This is a genomic window from Pirellulales bacterium (assembly GCA_019636335.1).
In the GTDB taxonomy this organism is placed as follows: domain Bacteria; phylum Planctomycetota; class Planctomycetia; order Pirellulales; family JAEUIK01; genus JAHBXR01.
The window spans coordinates 80,670-99,294 of sequence record JAHBXR010000014.1 but is presented as its reverse complement, the minus strand read 5'-3'; the positions used below and the strand labels follow the sequence as shown (position 1 = coordinate 99,294).

Sequence of the window (18,625 nt, the reverse complement as noted above, 5' to 3'; positions counted from 1 at the left end):
AAAGTCGCTGCTCCCCCGCGGCGCAAGCGACCTTCCGGGAAGTTGGCTTCGTGGCCGAACTTACCCGCTAGGATATTCAGACCGGGATACGAATTTGGAATGAATTCCAGGAGATTTTGTGGCGCGCTGGCGCTGGGCCAGCGTCTGGCGCACCAATTGGTAGCGGCAATTAACCTAACCGCCGGGACGATTTCGTCAGCCAGGCCAGCACTTGCGATGTGGCGCGATACCGGCCGAGCTTATTGCTGTCCACGCGGCCAATGAGCCACTGTGCGGAACGGTACTCTCACACATTCCGGGCTTCCGTTGGGCGCCCTAGGATCATGGGCTACGCGGAGCGGAATCGGGCGCCAGCACCCACACGCGCTGCTTCGCCTCGTCGGGCAAGCGGGCTGGATCACCCACCGCTCCCAGGGGCAGAAACTCACCCGCCGCCCACACCTTGATCTGGTCGTCGTACTGAGGACTGCTGGGATCCTCGTGCTGCCCGCCGGGGTATGCTCCCACACCACGAACCGGCGACGCCAGGTCGACGAGCATCCGCCACGACGCGCCGCCGCCGACCGGACCGATGTCGCCGCCGGGGTTCACCGTGAACGCCGTGCCGACGATCGGTCCGCCGTCGCGGGCCAGGCGTTCCTGTTCGGCCAGCGAGCGGACGCGCAGCGTATTCAGCTTGCCCCACTGCCAGGCCGCCACGTCATCGCCAAATTGCTGGCGCAGCGAATCGATCGCCGTGCGGAAAGAAGCCTTCGCGATCTCGTCCCGTCCCTCGCGCTCGGGCGTACGGCGATCGTCGAACCAGATCGAGTCTGGCTCTTCGCGCGTCAACTTTTCCAGCACCTCGAGCACGGGCTCGCGGCGATTGTCCCCCGTGAAGCCCCACGAACCGCCGGGCTGCACGATGCCGCGCGACTCCCATTCGTCGTTCCACACCGCCGAACGATAGTGATCGAACCAGCGCAGCCAGATGGCCGGCGCCAGCGACTCGCGATCGGCCACGTAATCCCAGCCGCGCAATTCGTCAACCGCGCGTTTGGATACGGCATCGGACGCGACCTCGCTCATGTCGAGTGAGTTCAGAAGGGAAGGTAAAAAGCACTCGGCCGCCTTGTCGTAGGCATCGGTCTGAATGGCCTGCATCTTCTCGAGCGTCAGATCGTCGGCCCCTTCGAGCAGCTCGTGAATGCGCCGCGTGCGGTAACTGGGGTCCCACATCCAGCCGAGGTAGTGCGGATAGTTGACCGAAGCGGGCCGGCCATTCGCGGAACCAAGAAAGTGCTCGCGCGGATTCACCGCCAGGGGTAGCTCGTCGCGCGGGATCATCTCGCCCCAGTCGTTCTCGCCCGAGGCGCCATCCATGGGGACGCGACCCGCGCCGTACTTCTTCAGCGGCAGGTCGCCACAGGGATGAATGGCGATATTGCCATCGACGTCGGAGTAGATGACGTTCATCGCCGGCGCGGAGAGCAGCTTGAGCGCGTCGAGGAATTCGCCCAGGTACTCCGCGCGATTCACCTTCCAGAGTGCCACCGACTCCGTGGTCGGCTGCAACCCCGTCCAGCACATGGTGATGGCCGTGCCCGTAGCGTCGTCGCGGCTGACGATGGGACCGTGAACCGTCGATTCGATCACCAGCTTGTGCGGCTCCTGGCCGCGGATGGGAATCTCTTCTACCCGTTGATGGACCGTCTTCCACTCGCCGCGGTGCTTGTATTTCTGCGGGTCGCTCTTGTCGAGCGTCTCGATAAAGTAGTCCACCGCATCGGCCTGCATGTTGGTCACGCCCCAAGTGATGCGGTCGTTGTGGCCGATGATGACCGTCGGTCCGCCGGGAAACGTCACGCCGGCGACATTCCGGCCCGCCACCGACACGTGACACGTATACCACAGCGACGGGAGGATGAAGCCCAGGTGGGGGTCGTTCGCCATGATGGGCTTGCCCGAGGCGGTCTTCGTGCCGTCGACCGCCCAGTTGTTGCTGCCGAAGCTGGGCGCCCGCAGCAGTGAACCCGCTGCCGCTAGATGACGTTCGGCCGCGCGGAAAAGATCGCTCGTGCCCGAGGGGACACGCAGCAGCTCGCGCGTGCTGGCCGATTCCTCATCGCCGCCTTTCGGCACATCGACGGTGGCGATTTCGTAGGGACGGTCCAGAGGCCACAATTCGGCGACCACCTCGGGGCCGAGCTTCTCGGACATCATGCCGAACCACAGATCGCTGTCCGTGCCCGACTGATCCCAGGCCATGTACTTCGAGAAGACGAGCGTATCGACGGGCGACCACGGGGCCGGCTCGTAGCCGAGCATCTTAAAATAGACCGGCAGGCCCTCTGTGCCGAGTTCCTGAATGCGCGCGTTGACGCCTGCGGCGTAGGCGTTCAATTCGGCCAGGAACTGCTCGGCGGCATCACGACCGACCTTCGCGGCGAGATCGGCGTCGCCCGCCTGCAACTGATCCAACGTGGCCTGCGACGTACGGCGCAGCCCGAGTTGCCGCATCATGATGTCGGAACCGAGCGCGCCGGGACCAAGGATCTCGGCCAAAGTGCCTGACGCGCGACGTCGGAGCACATCCATTTGCCACAGCCGATCGCTGGCATGCACGTATCCCAGGGCGCGCGCGGCATCGGTCCAGGATCGCGCATAAAGATGCGGAATGCCATGCGTGTCGAAATAAACGTCCGCACGCTCGCCGAGTCCCGCTAATGGACGCACTTCACCATTCGCGGGTTGCGGTAGGGCAGTGTGCTGGCGGGGTTGTAGCTCGTGCTGCGCTGCCCAATGAATACCGTTGGCCAGCAACTGCAAGAAGCCCCGGTGCCGGAAGTCGTGCGGGTGTCCCAGCGACGTATAGAACACGCGGCGACCATCGCGCTCGCGGGTCCAGGTGATCGGCTCGGTGTGGTCCGGGATGCTGCCGGTCATCAACACCAGGCAGTCTTCGGCCAGCCCCGTGTTGCGGTAGAGGCTGCCGTCGGAGACGAACGGCTTGAAACCTGCGAGCAAGGGGGAGTCCTGCACGCCATCGGCGATGTGCGTTTTCAGCTCGTTGCCGTAGTGTCCTTTGTAATTGCCACCGAGAATCTCGCGATCGAACTCCAAGTAGCTCTGAATCGCGTGGCTCGCCGTGCGAATGCCGACGATCGGCTTGTTGCCCTGGCAATACTTCTTGAAGCGTTCGAGTTGGTCGCCGGAAAGTTCGAGCCGGCGCGTGAAGAGGACCATCACGTCGCAATCATCGAGGGCCTCGAGCCCGGGCAGATCCTTCGTCGACGTGGCGAAGGCACGGCTGCACTCGACGTCGTAGTGGCGTTCGAGAAAGTCTTGCAGGATCGGCAGCGTCTCGTCCGACTTGTACTCTTCCGAACCCGACACGAGACAGACGCGCAGCGGCCGCGACTCGTCGGCCGCGTGGAGACTCGACGTCACGGCCAGCACGAAACAGGGCAGAAGCAACATCCAGATCGAACGAGCGCAGCGGGGCATGTCGCAAACTCCGACGAGGAAGGTCGATCGCCGCTCGAATCGAGCCGGCAAGTGGGACCATCATCGGCGTGCGCGAACGCTCGGGCAACCGCTTTTTTCGACGAAGCGGGCGTCGGTCGATCAGGGACCGGCGGTGCCCGGCACAACACGCGTCAGGCAGGCGCTGTCGATCGAAGGGCAAAGAAAGGTCTCGATGTGCTCGACGACCAACTCCGTGCCGCGCGTGTGGCTCACGAAGGGATAATCGCGAGGATCGTAGCTCGCGTCGGTCAGGTCACGGCACAAGACGACGTTGAAACCCAGGACGCGGAGTTGGCGAATGCCGAACGAGCGTCCCAGCACGCACATGTTCGTGTGAATGCCGAGAATGGCCACGTTCTTGATCCCTTCCTGCCGGAAATAATTGTACAACTCGCGCCCATCTTCGGTCACGACGTCGTAGCCCACCATGCGAATCGCCGCATGCTGGCGATAGTCGAATTCGACGAGCGCGTGGGGCTCGGGGTCATCGCAGCCGCCGTCGCTGTCGTCGATCGGCAAGGGGGGCTCAGTCACGTCGGCGCGGACCACGTCGGCGATCGCCACCGGGGGCTCGAACGCGGGGGCCTGCTTGATACGACGGCGGAAGGGGGTCGTCTCGTAATACGAGATGCCGCCGCTCGGCGCGTGGACGATGGTGACGCCGTGATCGCGCGCGGCGGAGAGCATGGCGTTGACTTTCGGCGCGAGGATCTCGATCCGCTCGGCCGAGGAGCGACAGCGGTGGTTGCTCCACAGATCGCACACGATGATGGCCGTCTCGGCCGCATTCCATTCCTGCTGATCGCGGACGACCACCGGCTGCGAACCGTGCTCGGGCAAGATCTCGCGGCGGCGCGTGTCGAGGCGCAGTACGCCCGGCACCAGCGGTCTTGGCGTTCCCCCCGCCGCCGGCTCTTTGGCCGCGCCCCGGTTCGATAGCGCGCAACAGCAGAGGTACGCCGCGAGCAAAGCGGCGAGCGACCAGCGCCACAGACAACTTGATACGGCAGGCATGCGCACGGCGGGGCAGGGGGGGAGCAGCAAGGGGGGCAGGGGGCGCGGCATCACGCGCCGCTCGTCTAGCGGAAAGCTACCTACGGTTTCGACCAGCGCGCTGCGGCATCCACGGAAAAACCACAACGACGCATCAAGACATCGCTATCTTGCCACGACCGCCAGGGCCCCAGCTTGCCGCTTTCGCCGATCCGTTAGGCCTTGTCCGGCGGATGACGACGCCACGGCAGCATGCTAGCATGGGCTGACTTAGCAGTCCGTTGAAAAACTCAACGGACTGCGACATCGCAGGGATGCGATGACAAAATAGCGACGTCAGTCGTTATTTTGCGAGCCGTGCGGAGCTTTGCTCCGCACTTGGCGAGGTTGAAAAAAGCCCACGAGGGCATTTTTCAACAGGCTGTTAGACCTGCCGCAAGCTGGTCCACTTGCCCGGCCGGCTTGCCCCACGCCCAGCAGATATCGAAAGGCCGTCATGCTGTTTCGTCCGCCCCTCTTTCGCGTCCTGTTCGCCCTCGCCCCGATCGGACTCTTGCTCGCAGGCTGGACCGCGGCGAGCGCCGCGGCCGAACCGGCCACGCTGACGGTGATGTCGTACAACTTGCGCTATGCGAGCCCCAAACCACCCAATTCGTGGCCCGAGCGACGTCCGGCCGCCAAGGCGATGCTCGAGAAGTTCGCCCCCGACCTGATCGGCACGCAGGAAGGTCTCTACGCGCAGCTCAAAGATCTCGAGGCCGATCTGCCCGGCTTCGATCAGATCGGCCTGGGACGCGAGGGGGGGAGCCGCGGCGAGTTCATGGCGATCTTCTACCGCACCGAGCGTTTCGAACCTCTTGAATACGATCACTTCTGGCTCTCCGACACGCCCGAGGTCATCGGCTCGGCGACCTGGGGCAATAGCGTGCGCCGCATGGTGACCTGGGTACGGTTTCTCGATCGTGGGACATCGCGAGAGTTCTACTTCGTCAATACGCACTTCGATCACATGTCGCAGAAGTCGCGCGAAAAGAGCGCCGAGCTACTGTTGGAGCGCCTCAAAAAGCTCGACGACAAGCTGCCGGTCATCGTCGTGGGAGATTTCAACGCCGTGGCTGAATCGAACAAGGCCTACGACACGCTCGTGGCCGACGGCTATCTGACCGACACGTGGAAAGTGGCCCAGGAAAAGGGGAAGCCGATCAGCACCTTCCACAACTACCGCGGTCCGCGCGAGGACGGTTCGCGTATCGATTGGATCCTGACCCGCGGTCCGGTCACGACGCTCTCGAGCGAAGTGGTCACCTTCGAGCTCAACGGCCAATACCCGAGCGATCACTTCCCGGTCATCGCGAAGCTGCGCTTCGACCAGTAACCGCGGCAACCGAGCAGGGCGTGGGGCACGCTTATGCCACGGCGTGCGAGCGCGCCGCGCAGGCGTTTGTCGAGGGATTTCGCACCTCGTTAGCTGTGCATGCGTGGGGCGGCTTCCCCTTCGGCCACGATCGACGCTTCGACGGCGGCCAACTCTTCCAGCCGTCGATGAACCTCTTCGTCGGGGGCGTAGGCCTTCGCCAGGCGAACGTAGGTGCTGTGATGCCGCGCTTCCGATTCGAACAGCGAGCCGTAGAAGGCCGCCAGTTCGGCGTCGGGCAGATGGTCGCGCAGCAGGACGAAACGTTCGCAGGAACGCGCTTCGATCAAGGAGGCGACCAGCAGGCGGTCGACCGCTTTTTCCGGCTCTTGCTTGCGGATCAATTCGTTCAGACGCCGGCCATAGCCGCTGGGCGCGAGGCGCCGAAAACGGATTCCCCGCTCGCCGAGCAGGTCAAGCACCAGGTGGAAATGGGCCAACTCTTCGTTGACGATCTCCGTCATCTCGCGCACGAGCTCGACGTTCTCCACATAGGCGAAGATGAGGTTCATCGCCGTGCCAGCGGCCTTCTTTTCGCAATGGGCATGGTCGAGCAGCAACTCCGGTAGATGTTCCGCCACCTGGGCGAGCCAGCGAGATGATGTGGTCGAGGCGAGACTGAGCATCGCGAGGCAACTCGATTCGAATCTGTGATATCTCGTGGGGAACAAGGTCGGCCGGGCACACCAATCTGCTGGCGTGGCGGTTGGAGCGCGACCACTCCGATCCCCCTGGTACTCGGCGAATTTTACCCCACTGTTGCCGTTTCTGCTGGGGTACTTTGGCAAGCTATTTCAGACGCCGTAAAGACTAACGATTACTCGAACTATTCCAGAGTGCTCGCTCGGGACGGGAGAGTCTGGCCGACGCCGTCGGCAAGCCTGCGTTTTGACTCAGGGTCGTCCAGGAGACGAATCGATCTAAGAGGATGGAACGGCACAAGTCGGCCGGGCCAAAAACCCCGAAAAAGCTTGCCCAACCGGTCGACTCCCGTCCCCGAGAATTCTAGGATGAAGACACACTTCTCGGCGGCCCCCGCCGCCGCGCAGGACTCCGTTTACATGTCGACGATCGAACGATCTCGTCCCAACCTTACGATCTCGGAAACGGATGTTCCACCCTGGCTGAAAGAAGCGAAGGCCGCGGTGCGCGATCTGGCCGTCCCCAAGGCGTGGATCTATTGGGCCGATCTGCTCGTCACCATCACCATCGGCTACGGCTGCGCGTCGGTCTTCCTCGACATGGCGGGCTTCTCGTGGATGCGGGCCCTGCTGTTCGGCGTGGCCGTGTTCGCCATCTTCCGTGCGTCGTCGTTCGTCCACGAGATCGTTCACCTCCGCAGTCGAAAACTCCGCTCCTTCCAGGTGGCGTGGGATTTGCTTTGCGGCATCCCGCTCCTGTTTCCTTCGTTCGCCTACGCGCACCATCTCGATCATCACCGCTGCGACAGCTACGGCACCGACTCGGACGGCGAGTACCTGCCGTTCGGGGTCGATCCACCGCGCTTGATCGGCTACTTCCTGTTGCTGACGCTGGTGTGGCCCTTCCTGGTGGTGTTCCGCTTCCTGTTCCTGACGCCGCTGTCGTTTCTCTACCCACCGTTCCGGCCCTGGCTGCTCGAACGATTCTCGTCGTTCGGCATCGTCAACTTCCGGCATCGACTGGTCCTTTCACCGCACACACCGCGGGCCTACTGGGCCTTTCTCGATATCGCCTGCTCGATCCGCGTCTGGGTGCCGATCGTGCTGGTTGGGCTGGGTGTCTTCGAATGGACCCGCGTGGCGCTGATGTTCCTGATCGCGGCGAGCGTGCTGTCGCTGAACTTCATTCGCGCCCTGTGCCTGCACCACTACCTGAGTGACGAAGGCCAGGTGAGCTACGTGGGGCAGTTGCAGGACTCGATCACGTTGCCCGACAACCCGTTGGTCACCGAGTTGTTCGTGCCGCTCGGACTGCGATTCCACGCCCTGCATCACATGTTTCCGCACTTGCCCTACCACGCCCTGGGACGTGCGCATCGCCGCTTGATGCGGGAGTTGCCTGCCGGTTCCGACTATCACCTGACGGTACGCTCCGGCATCGGCGCCGTGTTCTATCAATTCTGGAAGAACACCTGGCAAGAGCCGCGCAAGACTCGTCACGCCACCGGGCACAACCCGCACTTCGATGCCTCGCGGACCGCGAACTGACTTTGGTTCGTCGCGTCGTCACGGGAACTCTCTCGGATGCGGATCTTTGCTCGCGAGAGCAAAGGCTCTAGCAGTCCGTTGAAAAACTCAACGGACTGCGACATCGCAGGGATGCGATGACAAAATAGCAACGTAAGTCGTTATTTTGCGAGCCGTGCGGAGCTTTGCTCCGCACTTGGCGAGGTTGAAAAATGCCACGAAGGCTTTTTTCAACAGGCTGCTGGGTGCCTGGACGATCCGGTTATACTGTCGGCACGCCACGACTGGCTTACCGGAGCAAGTAGATGTCCGATCTTCCGGAACTCACGCGTCGCTACTTCGCCGCGCTCGAAGCGGGCGCCACCGGCGAGGCGCTGGCCCCCTTTTATGCCCCTGATGTCGTGCAGGAAGAGTTTCCCAACCGCCTGAACCCGCGCGGGGCGCGGCGCGATCTCGCGGCACTGCTCGCCAGCGCCGAGCGCGGTCAGCAGGTCATGGCCTCGCAACGATATGAAATCGTGAACCTCGTCGCCGCCGGAGAACGCGTGGCGGTCGAGTTTCGTTGGTCGGGCAAGCTCGCCATCTCGATCGGCCCGTTGCAGGCCGGCGACGAGCTGCGCGGCTACTTTGCCACCTTTCTGGCGTTTCGCGACGGGCGGATCATCGCGCAAACGAACTACGACTGTCTCGAATCGTGAACCGACCGAGGTGCGGATGACTGCCGAGCAACGCGTGGCGGCCCAAGCCGAAACCCAACAGATCCTGATCGATTCGCTGAGGGCGTGAAACCGCTGAAGACTTGAAAAGGGAACTCCGATGGGAGTCGCATTCTATCCGACTTTCGAGGATGGCAATCCCGATGGGTTGGCGGAGATCGCTGGAAAGCCACTTGCCCGCGCCGCCGATGTTCTGGCCAAAGTTGCCAAACGATGGAACGTACCCGATCTGTACCACTTCTACTCGATGGATCGGCATCAGATGATCGTGGAGCTACTCGACGGCGATCCCGACGACCCCGCTTCCTATGACGAATCAAAACTACTTCCCGAGCATTGGCATGAGCCTACGGCTGGACTTGCCACGGTTCGAGCTCTCCTGGAATACGTGCGGCACGATGGCAGCAGCATCGACGATCTTGTTCGCGAGGATCTAGAAACGTTCGAACGCTTGCTCCAAAGTGCCATCGATCGAGGGACACGCTGGCATTTGACGATCTACTCCTAGCGCGCGATGGCAGCAGTGGTCGATAGCACCGCGAATCATTGTTCAAGCGATTCCTTTCGCGGCACTCAACCACAAGTCTCTCGTCCTGGCGTCTCTGCCTAAACTCCCCCATCAGGCCGACCGATAAACTCGTTCGGGTGCGCACCCAAGGGCGGAAAATGCGCGCCCGCGCGAACGATTCGCCGGCACGAGGCACGAGATGCGAGCACGTCTAGCACTGCTATTGATGCTCACGCTGGCAGCCACAGGCTGCCGGACGCATCTCAGCCTGCGCGACAATACGTTGCAGACGACTGCCACGCTGGCGGATCTCAATTACCAGCAAGTGCTCGACAACCTGGCGCGGTTCGAGAGCAACCCGGCGGCGATGCCCTCGATTGCCATCGTGAATGCAGGCACCGTCAACGTGGCCGATCAGAAGGGCTTCCAAGGGAGCGCCACCTATGCCCCCACCTTGCAGGCGGCGCAGCAGATGGGGGCGGGGCTGCCGATCTTGAGCCTGCTCTTCAGCCCCAACACGTCGCGCAACATCACCGAGAACTGGTCGCTCGCACCGGTCACCGACATCGACAACCTGCGCCGCATTCGCTGTGCGTTTCAACTGGTCGTCATGCAGGGAGGACAAATCTCGGACTGCATTCCGTGCCGGAATCTGATCGAGCGGTTCTATCTCGGCGAGCAGGATCGGCTGGAGTGCATTCTTCCGCTGGGCTGGTATGGCGTGGGGTGCCAGGAAGAAGTGCCCTGCGACGCTTGCTATGTGGGCAATTGTGGTGATACGTTCGTCTGGGTTACGCCCGACGGCATGGATGGGTTATCCTTGTTCACCATGACCGTCATCGACCTGGCAACGGGCAAGCCGCATGCCCCCACGAAGAACGTCGTACGGACCTATAAGGCAGACGGCACGCTCGACTCGGTTCAGGTGACCACGACCGAGATCGACAACGAAACGCTCGAGCAAATGAAACAGGACGAAAACTTTACCGAGCGACCACGGCTGTATGTCGATCCACCTGCGGTAAACCCTGGCATGTTTTTCGTCCCTCGCTAGCGCGCCTACGGAGTAGCATCATGACACGTCCGACACGTAGGCCAGAGCCACAAGTGCCGATCCCGTCGCGGCGTCAATTTCTCCAGGCGACGGCACTCGCCACGACATCGGCGGTGCCGATGATTTCCATTCTCTCGGGCTGCGCGCCGAGCAAGACGCAGCCAGCAAGTGGCGAGGCCGGCGCTGCGACCGCGGCCTCGTACGCGCTGCGCGCGGGAAGCCGCAAGGCGTCGCCCGATGGACGTCCGCGCGAGATCAGTTGCTACAACGATCAGTATCCGGGGCCTGTGATTCGCGCCAAATTGGGCGAAACGCTGCGCGTGAAGGTCGTCAACGATCTGGCGGCGCCCACATCGGTGCATTGGCACGGAATGCACCAGCCGGGCACCTGGCAGATGGACGGCGTCGACGGCGTCTCGCGCCCGCCGATCGAAGCGGGAAGCGAATTCACCTATGAGTTCACGGCCACGCCCGCCGGCACGCACTGGTACCACTCGCACGTCGGCGTGCAGTATGGCGATGGGCTCTACGGCCCGCTGATCGTCGACGAAGAAACGCCCCCCGCGAAGTACGATCGCGAGGAGATCCTGCTCATCAACGACTGGTTCCTCGAATCGTGCGAAGAGTTGCTCGCCGGGCTCATCGCGGGAAGCGGCATGAAAATGGCCGGCAAGATGGAGAAGCCCGTCGCCACGGAGAACGAAGAAAAGCCTGCTGCCAACACGGAAGCTCCGTCGGACGGCGCCGTCGAAGAGAAGAAGATGCCTGCGATGGAAGGCATGGCCGCCGGCGCCGATCTTGGCGACGTGCCGTTCGAGTCCGCCTTGTTCAACGGACGCGGGCGTTTCAACGCCGCTTCGCAAGCGCCGCGGACCACGATCGAAGTGAAGCCGGGCGAGACCTTGCGACTGCGGCTCATCAATGCCTCGAGCACCTATGCGTTTCGCTTCCAGGTCGACGGGCACAAGCTCACGGCCTTTGCCACCGACGGCGCCCCGATGGCGCCGGTCGAAGTCGACAACCTCGTCATCAACATCGGCGAGCGCTACGACGTCTTGTTGAAGGCAGATCAGAGCGGAGCGCATTGGATCCGCGCGGCGACGCTGGCGGGCCAAGAGGGGCTCGCCGTGCTGCAATACCCGGGCGACTCGGCGGACGCGCTCGAACCGAGCCCGGCGAAGTTCGGCGAGATGATGCTCATGCCCCAGGCCATGCGTTCGCCCGAGTCCGTCACGCTGGCTGAAAATCCGCGCGAGTTCAAGCTGGAACTCGGCGGCAGCATGCAGCCCTACAGGTGGAATATCAACGGCGAGATGTATCCCCAGGCCGAGCCGATCAAGTTGGCGCAGGACGAGCACGTGCGGTTCGTGCTCGTGAACCCCACGAACATGGACCACCCCTTCCATTTGCACGGCCACTACTTCTACGTGCTCGGCGATCCGGCGGCGATGAATCTCGTCGATCCGCCGCAGAAAGACACCGTGAACGTACCGGCCAAGAGCTCGCTCGCCATCGAGTGGCAGGCGATCAATCCCGGCCACTGGTTCTTCCATTGCCACATCGAATGGCATCTCGCGACAGGCATGGCGCGCGTCATCGAGATTGCCTGACTTCGAACGGGCAATTCCAGGCTGTCGACTACGGCGACGATCATTCGTCGCGCATTGGCGCTGCCTGTCCAATCGGCACAACAAGCACGAAGAACAGGCCCACGCACGGCGCCAGCGCGAGCCAACGAAACGCATCTTGAAACGCATAGGCGTGCGCGTTCGCTTCGACCCACTTGCCAAGCATCGCGTCCGCCTGTTTGGTCGCCACGGTGTGCGGACTTCCCTGCGCGACCATGTGGGCAGTGCCATCGCGGAGCGCGTCTGCCACGATCGGCCGGTTATGGCGAATGTTCTGGCGCAGCCAGTCGAAGTTCTCGTCGGTGTGACGCGCGAGCAGCGTCACGAGCAGGGCGCCCACCACAAAGGCCGGCAGCGATCGGGCGATATTGAAAACGCCCGCCGTGTCGAGCGTCTGTTCGTTCGACATTCCCTCGAAGGTAGTCAGCAGGGCGGGCCCACAGACCAGTCCCGCCCCCACGCCCCACCCGGCCAGCAGCATGGCCTGCAGCGTCTTGGCCGTGTAGACGTCGACGGCGCCGAGTTGCCAGGTGGCCAGGGCCATGATCGCCAGCCCGGCGAACATGCGGAACCTTCGATTACGGTCGGTGCCGATGCGGACGCCCAAGAGCAGGGCGGCCATCATGGTGAAGAGCGCCGCCAGGATCACGAGTGCTCCCTGCCACCATTGGTAACCGCGCAGATTGATCATGTAGTTGGCCAGCAGTGAGAGGACTACGTACAGATTGATGCTGTAGGCCACCTTGATCCCCAGCCCCAGCCCAAAGCGGCGCATGGAAAGGGTGCGCAGATTGATGAGGGGCCGCGGGGCGGAAAATCCCCAGATGAAGAATGCCGCCCAGGCGGCCAGCGCCGCGACGAACCAGGGGGCAAAGAAACGCGAGCTGAACCAACCCCAATACTGCCCCATGTCGAGGACGACGTTGATCGTTACTACCGAGGCCGCGAGCAGGGCGACGCCGATCCAATCGAAACGAGCACCGCCGGTACCTTCCACCGTTTCGTAGGGCAAACAGCGCCAGGCCACGATCAGCAGCAGCGCCCCGAGGGGCGGATTCGCCAGGAAGATGAGTCGCCACGACAGTCCCTCCGTGGCCAGTCCCCCCAGCGACGCACCAAGAATCGAGGGCAGATAGATCGCCATGCCATAGATGGCCATGGCGAGTTCTTTATGAATGGGGAAGGCGCGCCAGATCAGGACCATCGCGCTGGCGATGGTGAGCCCCATGCCAAATCCCTGTGCGAAACGGCAAGGAGTCATCGCGACGACGTCCTGCGCCACGCCCGCCAGGCCCGACGCGGTGGAGAAGAGCATGAGCCCCGCCATGTAGGCCCGCTTCAAGCCCAGGCGCCGCCCACAAAAGCTGGTGAAAGCCATGCCCAGGGCGCCTCCTAACACATACGCGCCCATGATCCACTGCATGCGATAATGATCGCTGTCGAGGGCATCGACGACGTTCGCCATTGGCAAATCGAGGGCCGTCGACTGCATGAGCGCCAGCACCACGCCGGGCAACACTGCGACCATCACACGCCATTGGCTGACGAATGTGGCGAACAGATCGCGGGCGAGGCGGCTGTGCGTCATGGAGTCGGTTTGCCCAATTGCTCGATGCGAGCTTCTTCTTCGAGCGCGCGGCGAGCCCACTCGGGATCTCCCTCGCCATGCTCGATAGCCACGGTGACCGACAGCCCCGGCTTCAACAGATGCCAGCGCTCGTCGCGCTCGATGGCGATGCGCGTCGGCACGCGTTGCACGACGTAGGTGAACTCGCCCGAGGAGATATCGCGCGGAATGAGCGAAAAGTTCGCGCTGGTCGCCGAGCCGATCCACAACACGCGTCCGCGGAAGGGCCGATCGTAGGCATCGACGTGCAGGTCGGCAAAATTGCCTGGCGCTACGCCTTCGAGCAGCGTCTCCTCGAGTTGCACGGTCACATACAGCAGCTCGGGGTTGTACATGCTGAAGACGGGGTCGCCCGTGTGGGCATAATCGCCCAGATGACGCCACTTGCGGGCGATCACGCCGTTATAGGGGGCCGTGATGCGGGTGTAGCCCAGGTTGGTCTCGGCCAGCTCCAGCGCGCGGCGTGCCTCGACGACGGCCGTCTCACGTTCGGTGACTTCCTTGCGACGCGCTTCGATGGCGACATTGCCCAGCCTGGCCAGTTCGACGCCGGCCTGGGCCTCTTCGGCCACATGCCGCGCGGCCTGCAGCGCCTGTTCGGCGATGGCGACTTGCCGACGCTCGGCCTCGGCCTGACCGAGCCGGGCCTCGGCGGCGCGCAGCTCGGCCTGCGACGCGTGGAAGACTTTTGTCGCCTCCTGATAGCGCCGTTCGGAAACCGTCCCCTCTTGGAACAGCGCCGCGTAGCGATCGTAGTCTTCCTTGCCGAGCACGTACGCGGCGCGCGCCGCCTCGACGCCGCCGCCGGCCGCCACGACCCCATCGCTCGTGTTGCGCGTGACTCGGGCCAACTGTTCGACCGCCTCGGCCACGGCATTGCGCGCCGCCGCCAGCTTACGCTCGGCAATCACGATGCGCTGCGGCACTTCTTCGATGAGCAGGGTCAGGTCGACCTGGGCTTTTTCGAACGCCGCCACGGCCGAAGCGAGCCGCGCCTGATTCAATTGCACCTCGCGCTCGTAGGTCGACGGATCGATCCGCGCCAGTAGTTGTCCTTGCTTCACGACGTCCTGTTCCTGCACAAAGACTTCAACCACCGTGCCACTCACCTGCGGCGCCAGGTTAATCAAATGCGATTCGATGAAGGCATCCTTGGTAATCGAATGCGTGTAGCGATGCACGATCCAGGGGAACAGCGCCACCACCGCAACGAGCGCACAAGCCGACACGGCCAGCGATACCTTGTGCCGGCGCCAGATCGAAGCGATTCGCTCGCGGACGTTGTTGTTCGTATTCATGGGCTGGATGCAAATAGAGAGGCGGAGAGTCCCGGCGTATTCGGCAAACCCGTGGCGAACGCCAGCCGGGCAAGACTCGTCTGGTAGTCGTACAGGGCCGTGGCATAGTTCTGTTTGGCCCGAGTCATGGTCAGCACGGCATCCACGAGCTCCGTCGGCGTGGCGTCGCCATGCTCGAGCAGTCGCTGCACGACGCGCAGGTTCTCGCTGGCCTGCGCGACGGTCGTACGGCTCAGCTCGACGCGTTGTCGCGCGTCCTGAATGGCGAGATAGGCCAGATTCACCTCATAGGCAATGCGGTCGCAGATCTCGCGTCCCAGGGCGATTGCTCCGCGCATTTCGGCCTGGGCCGTGCGCAGTTTGCCGATGCGGCGGCCCCCTTCGAAGAGGGCCAGCTCGAGACTCACGCCGCCGATGGCAGACGTTTTGTCGTGCGGCAAGCCATCGGCATCCTGCTGCAAAGCCACCCCCCCGACGAGAATGCGCGGCATGAACTCCGCCTTTGCCACGCCGATGCCGTAGTTCGTGCCGCGGATCTCGTTGATCGCCACGCGAAACTCGTCGCGATTGTCGGCCGCCAATTGCAGGCAATCGGCCAACGGTAGGCGAAAGGCCGGCTCTTCCGTGCGATCCACCACGGTCGTCGGACAACTGACATTCGTGCCGATGGCCTGGTTGAGCGCGGCCACCGCGGCGCCGCGCTCGGTCTGTGCGCGGACGAGATTCAATTGCATCTCGGCCAACAACACGTCGGCCCGGAGCACGTCGTTGCGGATCATCGCGCCGCGGCGGAAGTAATTGCGGGCGTCGCGCAACGTCGAACTGGCCAGGGCGACCCCTTCTTCGGCAATCCGTGTATTGGCCTGCGCCTGCAAGACGGAGAAGTAGGCCTTGGTCACATCGAACGTGACGCTCTCGCGGGCGCGATCGAGCTGGAGCCTTGCGATCTCGACTGCGGTGCGCGCTTGACCCACGCGCCCGCTCGTGCGGCCAAAGTCGTACAAAATCCACTGCACGCCCAGCTCCGCGCGATCGAAACGGTCCGAGGCGCCGCTCGGCGCAAAGCCACCGACCTCGGTCGTCATCGTCGGCAGCACGAAGGGGTGCGAGCCAGGATCACCTTCGATGTGGCGCAGCGTGCCCATCGCCTCGGGAAAGAAATCGGCCATCGCCACCTCGCGACCTCCCTCGGCCGCGGCGATGCGTGCGCGCATCACGCCCAGACGCGGGCTGTACTGCGTGGCCAGGTCGATCGCCATCTCGAGCGTGAGTGGCCCGGCCGGCGCCGGCAACACCACGGGCTCGGATGCCGGAGCCGGCAGCAGATGCTCTGGAATCGCACTCGCTGTTGCACCGGAGAGTGGTCTACTTGCCGAAGCGGATGAATTCGGCTCTGGCAGTGGCGCTGTTGTCTGATTTGGTGCAGGAAGCGACGAGCCGCCGGGCGCAGAAGTCGCCTTGCCCGGGGGAATCGCCTCGGGTTTGGCGGCGTCTAGTTCATCGGCCAACAGCCGCGCGGGAGGCACCGTAATGCGGTTGTGGAGCGAGCTGTCGATGCCGGCGGGAATCTCGGCGCAGCCCGACACGCCCAGCGCGACAAGCAGCAAGCAAGCCGCGCTGGCAACGCGCGCAATGATGTGGCGCCCGCGTGTGGACATGCGAAAAACACCGCCGGAACTGGCAAGATGGGAGGCCTGCAAAGGCCGCGTGGCACACCGACCTCGGCGCGCAGTGCGACCCATTGTTGACCAGCGGCCGTATAGGTGAGTTTTGCCAGAGGGTCAAGAGAGACCGGAAGTTACAGCAACTCGAAAAGGGCCGGGTAGCAACGACGAAGTTGCGGGAACGACTCGCCAGGAAGTGGCCACGCCAGTCGCAACTTCGTCGGTGTTGCGCAGCAACAAGAGGACCCGTTCGACGTTGAAAATGTATAGCAGGCGAAAGCCAGCACCACACCTCTCGTCGCTGCGCGACACGGACGATTCTCCGCGTTCGTGGCTCAGCAAGAACTCGTCTGCTCCGGAGAATCGTCAGTGCCACCCACTACTGGATTGTCACCACGTACTATCGTAGGACCAGCGTCAATCGTCGTTCCTCTCGCACCACGGCGGCTTCGAGCTCGGCGTCGTGGCCGAGTTGCGAGAGAACGCGGTGGACATCGTCCACGCCCGTCGTGATGCGGCCGTTGATTTCGACGAGCAGGTCTCCGGCGCGGAGTCCCGAGCGTTCGGCAATGCTTCCTTCGGCGACTTCGACGACACCGACTGCTTGATCGGAAAGCAGATCGAACTGACGGATCAGATGCCGCGGCACGCTGACAGTAGACGCCACGATGCCAAGCTGCCGACGCCGCACCTGGCGGTGCGCCAGCAATTCGGTGGTGACCCATTGCACGGTGCTGCTGGGAATCGCGAAGCCGAGCCCCTGCGCGAAGGCGATGATCGCCGTGTTCACGCCCACGACGTGTCCGCGCGAATCGACCAGCGGCCCGCCCGAGTTGCCGGGATTGATCGGCGCGGCGTGCTGAATCACGTTCTCGATCAGCCGGCCCCCTTGCGAGCGCATGCTGCGTCCCACGGCGCTGACCACGCCGGTCGAGACGGTCGATTGCAGACCGAGGGGGCTTCCCATCGCAATCACCAGTTGCCCGACGCGCAACGACGCGGACTCGCCCAGGCTGGCATAGGGCAGATCGCGCGCGGCGAGCCGCAGCAACGCGAGATCGGTGGCCGGGTCGTCGCCGATCACGTCCGCATGAATGCGGTCGCCGTCGCTCGTTTCGGACGAAAGGCTCGACTGACCGCCCACGACGTGGCTGTTCGTCACGGCGTAGCCGTCGGGCGTGATAATGAAGCCGGAACCCAGTCCACCGCCGTTGCCGCGACCTCCCGTGACGGAGATGACGGCGGGGCTGACCGCCTCGACCACGCCGATCACCGCACGCGAATAGGCGTCGAGCAACTCGGCATCGTGAGACTCGGCACGAACGGGATCGCGATCGGGGCGTTGCGGCGTCGTCTCGCCCGCTCCACTCGAAAGAAACTGATGGTGCAGGATATGGTCGGACATGGTTCTCTCTCCGTTGCTTGTCTACGGCGCGAGCGGCGCTGGAACCCGCGCGCTGGACACCGGGATTGTACGGCGTGAGGAAAGCCACCTGTCTGCGCGGCAAAGGAGCATCGCTCTAAGCGATGCGCTCAACGAGAGATGGGCACATTTTGCCGCGGCGCGACAGTCTGCCACGCCGCGTGCGCGAACCGCGCGCTAGGCGGATGTGTCGTGGGTCGATCGACCGCCGACTCCAAGCTGCGTGATAAGCAGCGCCGCGCCGGTCATCGTGATCCCCTTCAGGAAAAACGAGGTCTGAATATCGGCCATGCGCTCGTCGGCCGCCTGCACGATGCCAGCCCCGTGAACGACGATCGTCACCGGCACGAGAAAGAGGACGATCAGCCAGCCCCCCAGGCGCGGCGCACGATTCAGCAAGATGAGAATGGCGCCGGCCAATTCGACCACTCCGGAGACAATGACCCAAAACTCGCGCAGCGGAATCGACTCGGGCATGATGGCCACGTAGAAGCCCATGCGCGTGAAATGGGTAATGCCCGAGAGGAAAAAAATGAGCGTGAAGCAGAGACGCCCCAGCAGGCCGATCGCCGGGTGCAGCAGATAGAGGTCCGGCTGGCGGAGGGGCAGGGGTGTGTCGTTCATC

14 protein-coding genes are annotated in these 18,625 nt (G+C 63.5%); 6 read left to right on the top strand and 8 right to left on the bottom strand.

What is annotated here, in order from left to right:
* Positions 1–321: 321 nt before the first annotated feature.
* Both KF708_14995 and KF708_14990 read right to left on the bottom strand, forming a co-directional pair.
* Positions 322–3,486: a penicillin acylase family protein gene (locus KF708_14995; protein MBX3413995.1), complete on the bottom strand. Its 3,165-nt coding sequence runs from the start codon at positions 3,484–3,486 to the stop codon at positions 322–324.
* A 120-nt stretch (positions 3,487–3,606) separates the two neighbouring features.
* Complete coding sequence (locus tag KF708_14990; protein ID MBX3413994.1) at positions 3,607–4,575, bottom strand: isochorismatase family protein; 969 nt, start codon at positions 4,573–4,575, stop codon at positions 3,607–3,609.
* 421 nt (positions 4,576–4,996) lie between these two features.
* Between KF708_14990 and KF708_14985 the strand changes: the two genes are divergently transcribed.
* Positions 4,997–5,875 carry an endonuclease/exonuclease/phosphatase family protein gene (locus KF708_14985; GenBank protein ID MBX3413993.1) on the top strand — a complete coding sequence of 293 codons (879 nt, stop codon included), beginning with the start codon at positions 4,997–4,999 and terminating at the stop codon, positions 5,873–5,875.
* Between the two features lie 89 nt (positions 5,876–5,964).
* On the opposite strand, the gene KF708_14980 is transcribed toward KF708_14985, so the two are convergent.
* The gene (locus tag KF708_14980) at positions 5,965–6,540 is read right to left on the bottom strand and encodes a tRNA-(ms[2]io[6]A)-hydroxylase (GenBank protein MBX3413992.1); all 576 of its coding nucleotides are present in this window, start codon (positions 6,538–6,540) and stop codon (positions 5,965–5,967) included.
* 384 nt (positions 6,541–6,924) lie between these two features.
* On the opposite strand from KF708_14980, the gene KF708_14975 reads away from it, so the two are divergent.
* The 5 genes from KF708_14975 to KF708_14955 all read left to right on the top strand — a co-directional run bounded on the left by KF708_14975 (position 6,925) and on the right by KF708_14955 (position 11,970).
* Positions 6,925–8,103, top strand: coding sequence for a fatty acid desaturase (locus KF708_14975; GenBank protein ID MBX3413991.1), 1,179 nt, complete (start codon positions 6,925–6,927; stop codon positions 8,101–8,103).
* 284 nt (positions 8,104–8,387) lie between these two features.
* Complete coding sequence (locus tag KF708_14970) at positions 8,388–8,780, top strand: nuclear transport factor 2 family protein (protein ID MBX3413990.1); 393 nt, start codon at positions 8,388–8,390, stop codon at positions 8,778–8,780.
* Between the two features lie 118 nt (positions 8,781–8,898).
* The gene (locus KF708_14965) at positions 8,899–9,306 is read left to right on the top strand and encodes a hypothetical protein (GenBank protein MBX3413989.1); all 408 of its coding nucleotides are present in this window, start codon (positions 8,899–8,901) and stop codon (positions 9,304–9,306) included.
* 199 nt (positions 9,307–9,505) lie between these two features.
* Positions 9,506–10,360 carry a hypothetical protein gene (locus KF708_14960; GenBank protein MBX3413988.1) on the top strand — a complete coding sequence of 285 codons (855 nt, stop codon included), beginning with the start codon at positions 9,506–9,508 and terminating at the stop codon, positions 10,358–10,360.
* A gap of 20 nt (positions 10,361–10,380) precedes the next feature.
* Positions 10,381–11,970 carry a multicopper oxidase family protein gene (locus KF708_14955; protein MBX3413987.1) on the top strand — a complete coding sequence of 530 codons (1,590 nt, stop codon included), beginning with the start codon at positions 10,381–10,383 and terminating at the stop codon, positions 11,968–11,970.
* A 40-nt stretch (positions 11,971–12,010) separates the two neighbouring features.
* Here the strand turns inward: KF708_14955 and KF708_14950 are convergent, their stop codons facing one another.
* The 5 genes from KF708_14950 to KF708_14930 form a co-directional block, all read right to left on the bottom strand.
* Positions 12,011–13,576 (bottom strand): MFS transporter, encoded by a 1,566-nt coding sequence (locus KF708_14950; GenBank protein ID MBX3413986.1) that lies wholly within the window; start codon positions 13,574–13,576, stop codon positions 12,011–12,013.
* On the bottom strand, positions 13,573–14,913 hold the full coding sequence (locus tag KF708_14945) for a biotin/lipoyl-binding protein (protein MBX3413985.1): 1,341 nt from the start codon (positions 14,911–14,913) through the stop codon (positions 13,573–13,575). Before KF708_14945 ends, KF708_14950 begins: the two co-directional genes overlap by 4 nt.
* Entirely contained in the window at positions 14,910–16,571 is a 1,662-nt protein-coding gene (locus KF708_14940) for a TolC family protein (GenBank protein ID MBX3413984.1), read from the bottom strand. The genes KF708_14945 and KF708_14940 overlap by 4 nt, the downstream gene beginning before the upstream one ends.
* A gap of 406 nt (positions 16,572–16,977) precedes the next feature.
* On the bottom strand, positions 16,978–17,982 hold the full coding sequence (locus KF708_14935; GenBank protein MBX3413983.1) for a trypsin-like peptidase domain-containing protein: 1,005 nt from the start codon (positions 17,980–17,982) through the stop codon (positions 16,978–16,980).
* 195 nt (positions 17,983–18,177) lie between these two features.
* Complete coding sequence (locus tag KF708_14930; GenBank protein ID MBX3413982.1) at positions 18,178–18,624, bottom strand: DoxX family membrane protein; 447 nt, start codon at positions 18,622–18,624, stop codon at positions 18,178–18,180.
* Between the last annotated feature and the right edge of the window lies 1 nt (position 18,625).

What these genes read in the sequence shown, in the direction of transcription:
- KF708_14955 (MBX3413987.1), top strand. Translation starts at nt 10,381, where the DNA reads ATGACACGTCCGACACGTAGGCCAGAGCCACAAGTGCCGATCCCGTCG.
- KF708_14945 (MBX3413985.1), bottom strand. Translation starts at nt 14,913, where the DNA reads ATGAATACGAACAACAACGTCCGCGAGCGAATCGCTTCGATCTGGCGC.
- KF708_14970 (MBX3413990.1), top strand. Translation starts at nt 8,388, where the DNA reads ATGTCCGATCTTCCGGAACTCACGCGTCGCTACTTCGCCGCGCTCGAA.
- KF708_14940 (MBX3413984.1), bottom strand. Translation starts at nt 16,571, where the DNA reads ATGTCCACACGCGGGCGCCACATCATTGCGCGCGTTGCCAGCGCGGCT.
- KF708_14995 (MBX3413995.1), bottom strand. Translation starts at nt 3,486, where the DNA reads ATGCCCCGCTGCGCTCGTTCGATCTGGATGTTGCTTCTGCCCTGTTTC.
- KF708_14950 (MBX3413986.1), bottom strand. Translation starts at nt 13,576, where the DNA reads ATGACGCACAGCCGCCTCGCCCGCGATCTGTTCGCCACATTCGTCAGC.
- KF708_14975 (MBX3413991.1), top strand. Translation starts at nt 6,925, where the DNA reads ATGAAGACACACTTCTCGGCGGCCCCCGCCGCCGCGCAGGACTCCGTT.
- KF708_14930 (MBX3413982.1), bottom strand. Translation starts at nt 18,624, where the DNA reads ATGAACGACACACCCCTGCCCCTCCGCCAGCCGGACCTCTATCTGCTG.
- KF708_14985 (MBX3413993.1), top strand. Translation starts at nt 4,997, where the DNA reads ATGCTGTTTCGTCCGCCCCTCTTTCGCGTCCTGTTCGCCCTCGCCCCG.
- KF708_14965 (MBX3413989.1), top strand. Translation starts at nt 8,899, where the DNA reads ATGGGAGTCGCATTCTATCCGACTTTCGAGGATGGCAATCCCGATGGG.
- KF708_14980 (MBX3413992.1), bottom strand. Translation starts at nt 6,540, where the DNA reads ATGCTCAGTCTCGCCTCGACCACATCATCTCGCTGGCTCGCCCAGGTG.
- KF708_14960 (MBX3413988.1), top strand. Translation starts at nt 9,506, where the DNA reads ATGCGAGCACGTCTAGCACTGCTATTGATGCTCACGCTGGCAGCCACA.
- KF708_14935 (MBX3413983.1), bottom strand. Translation starts at nt 17,982, where the DNA reads ATGTCCGACCATATCCTGCACCATCAGTTTCTTTCGAGTGGAGCGGGC.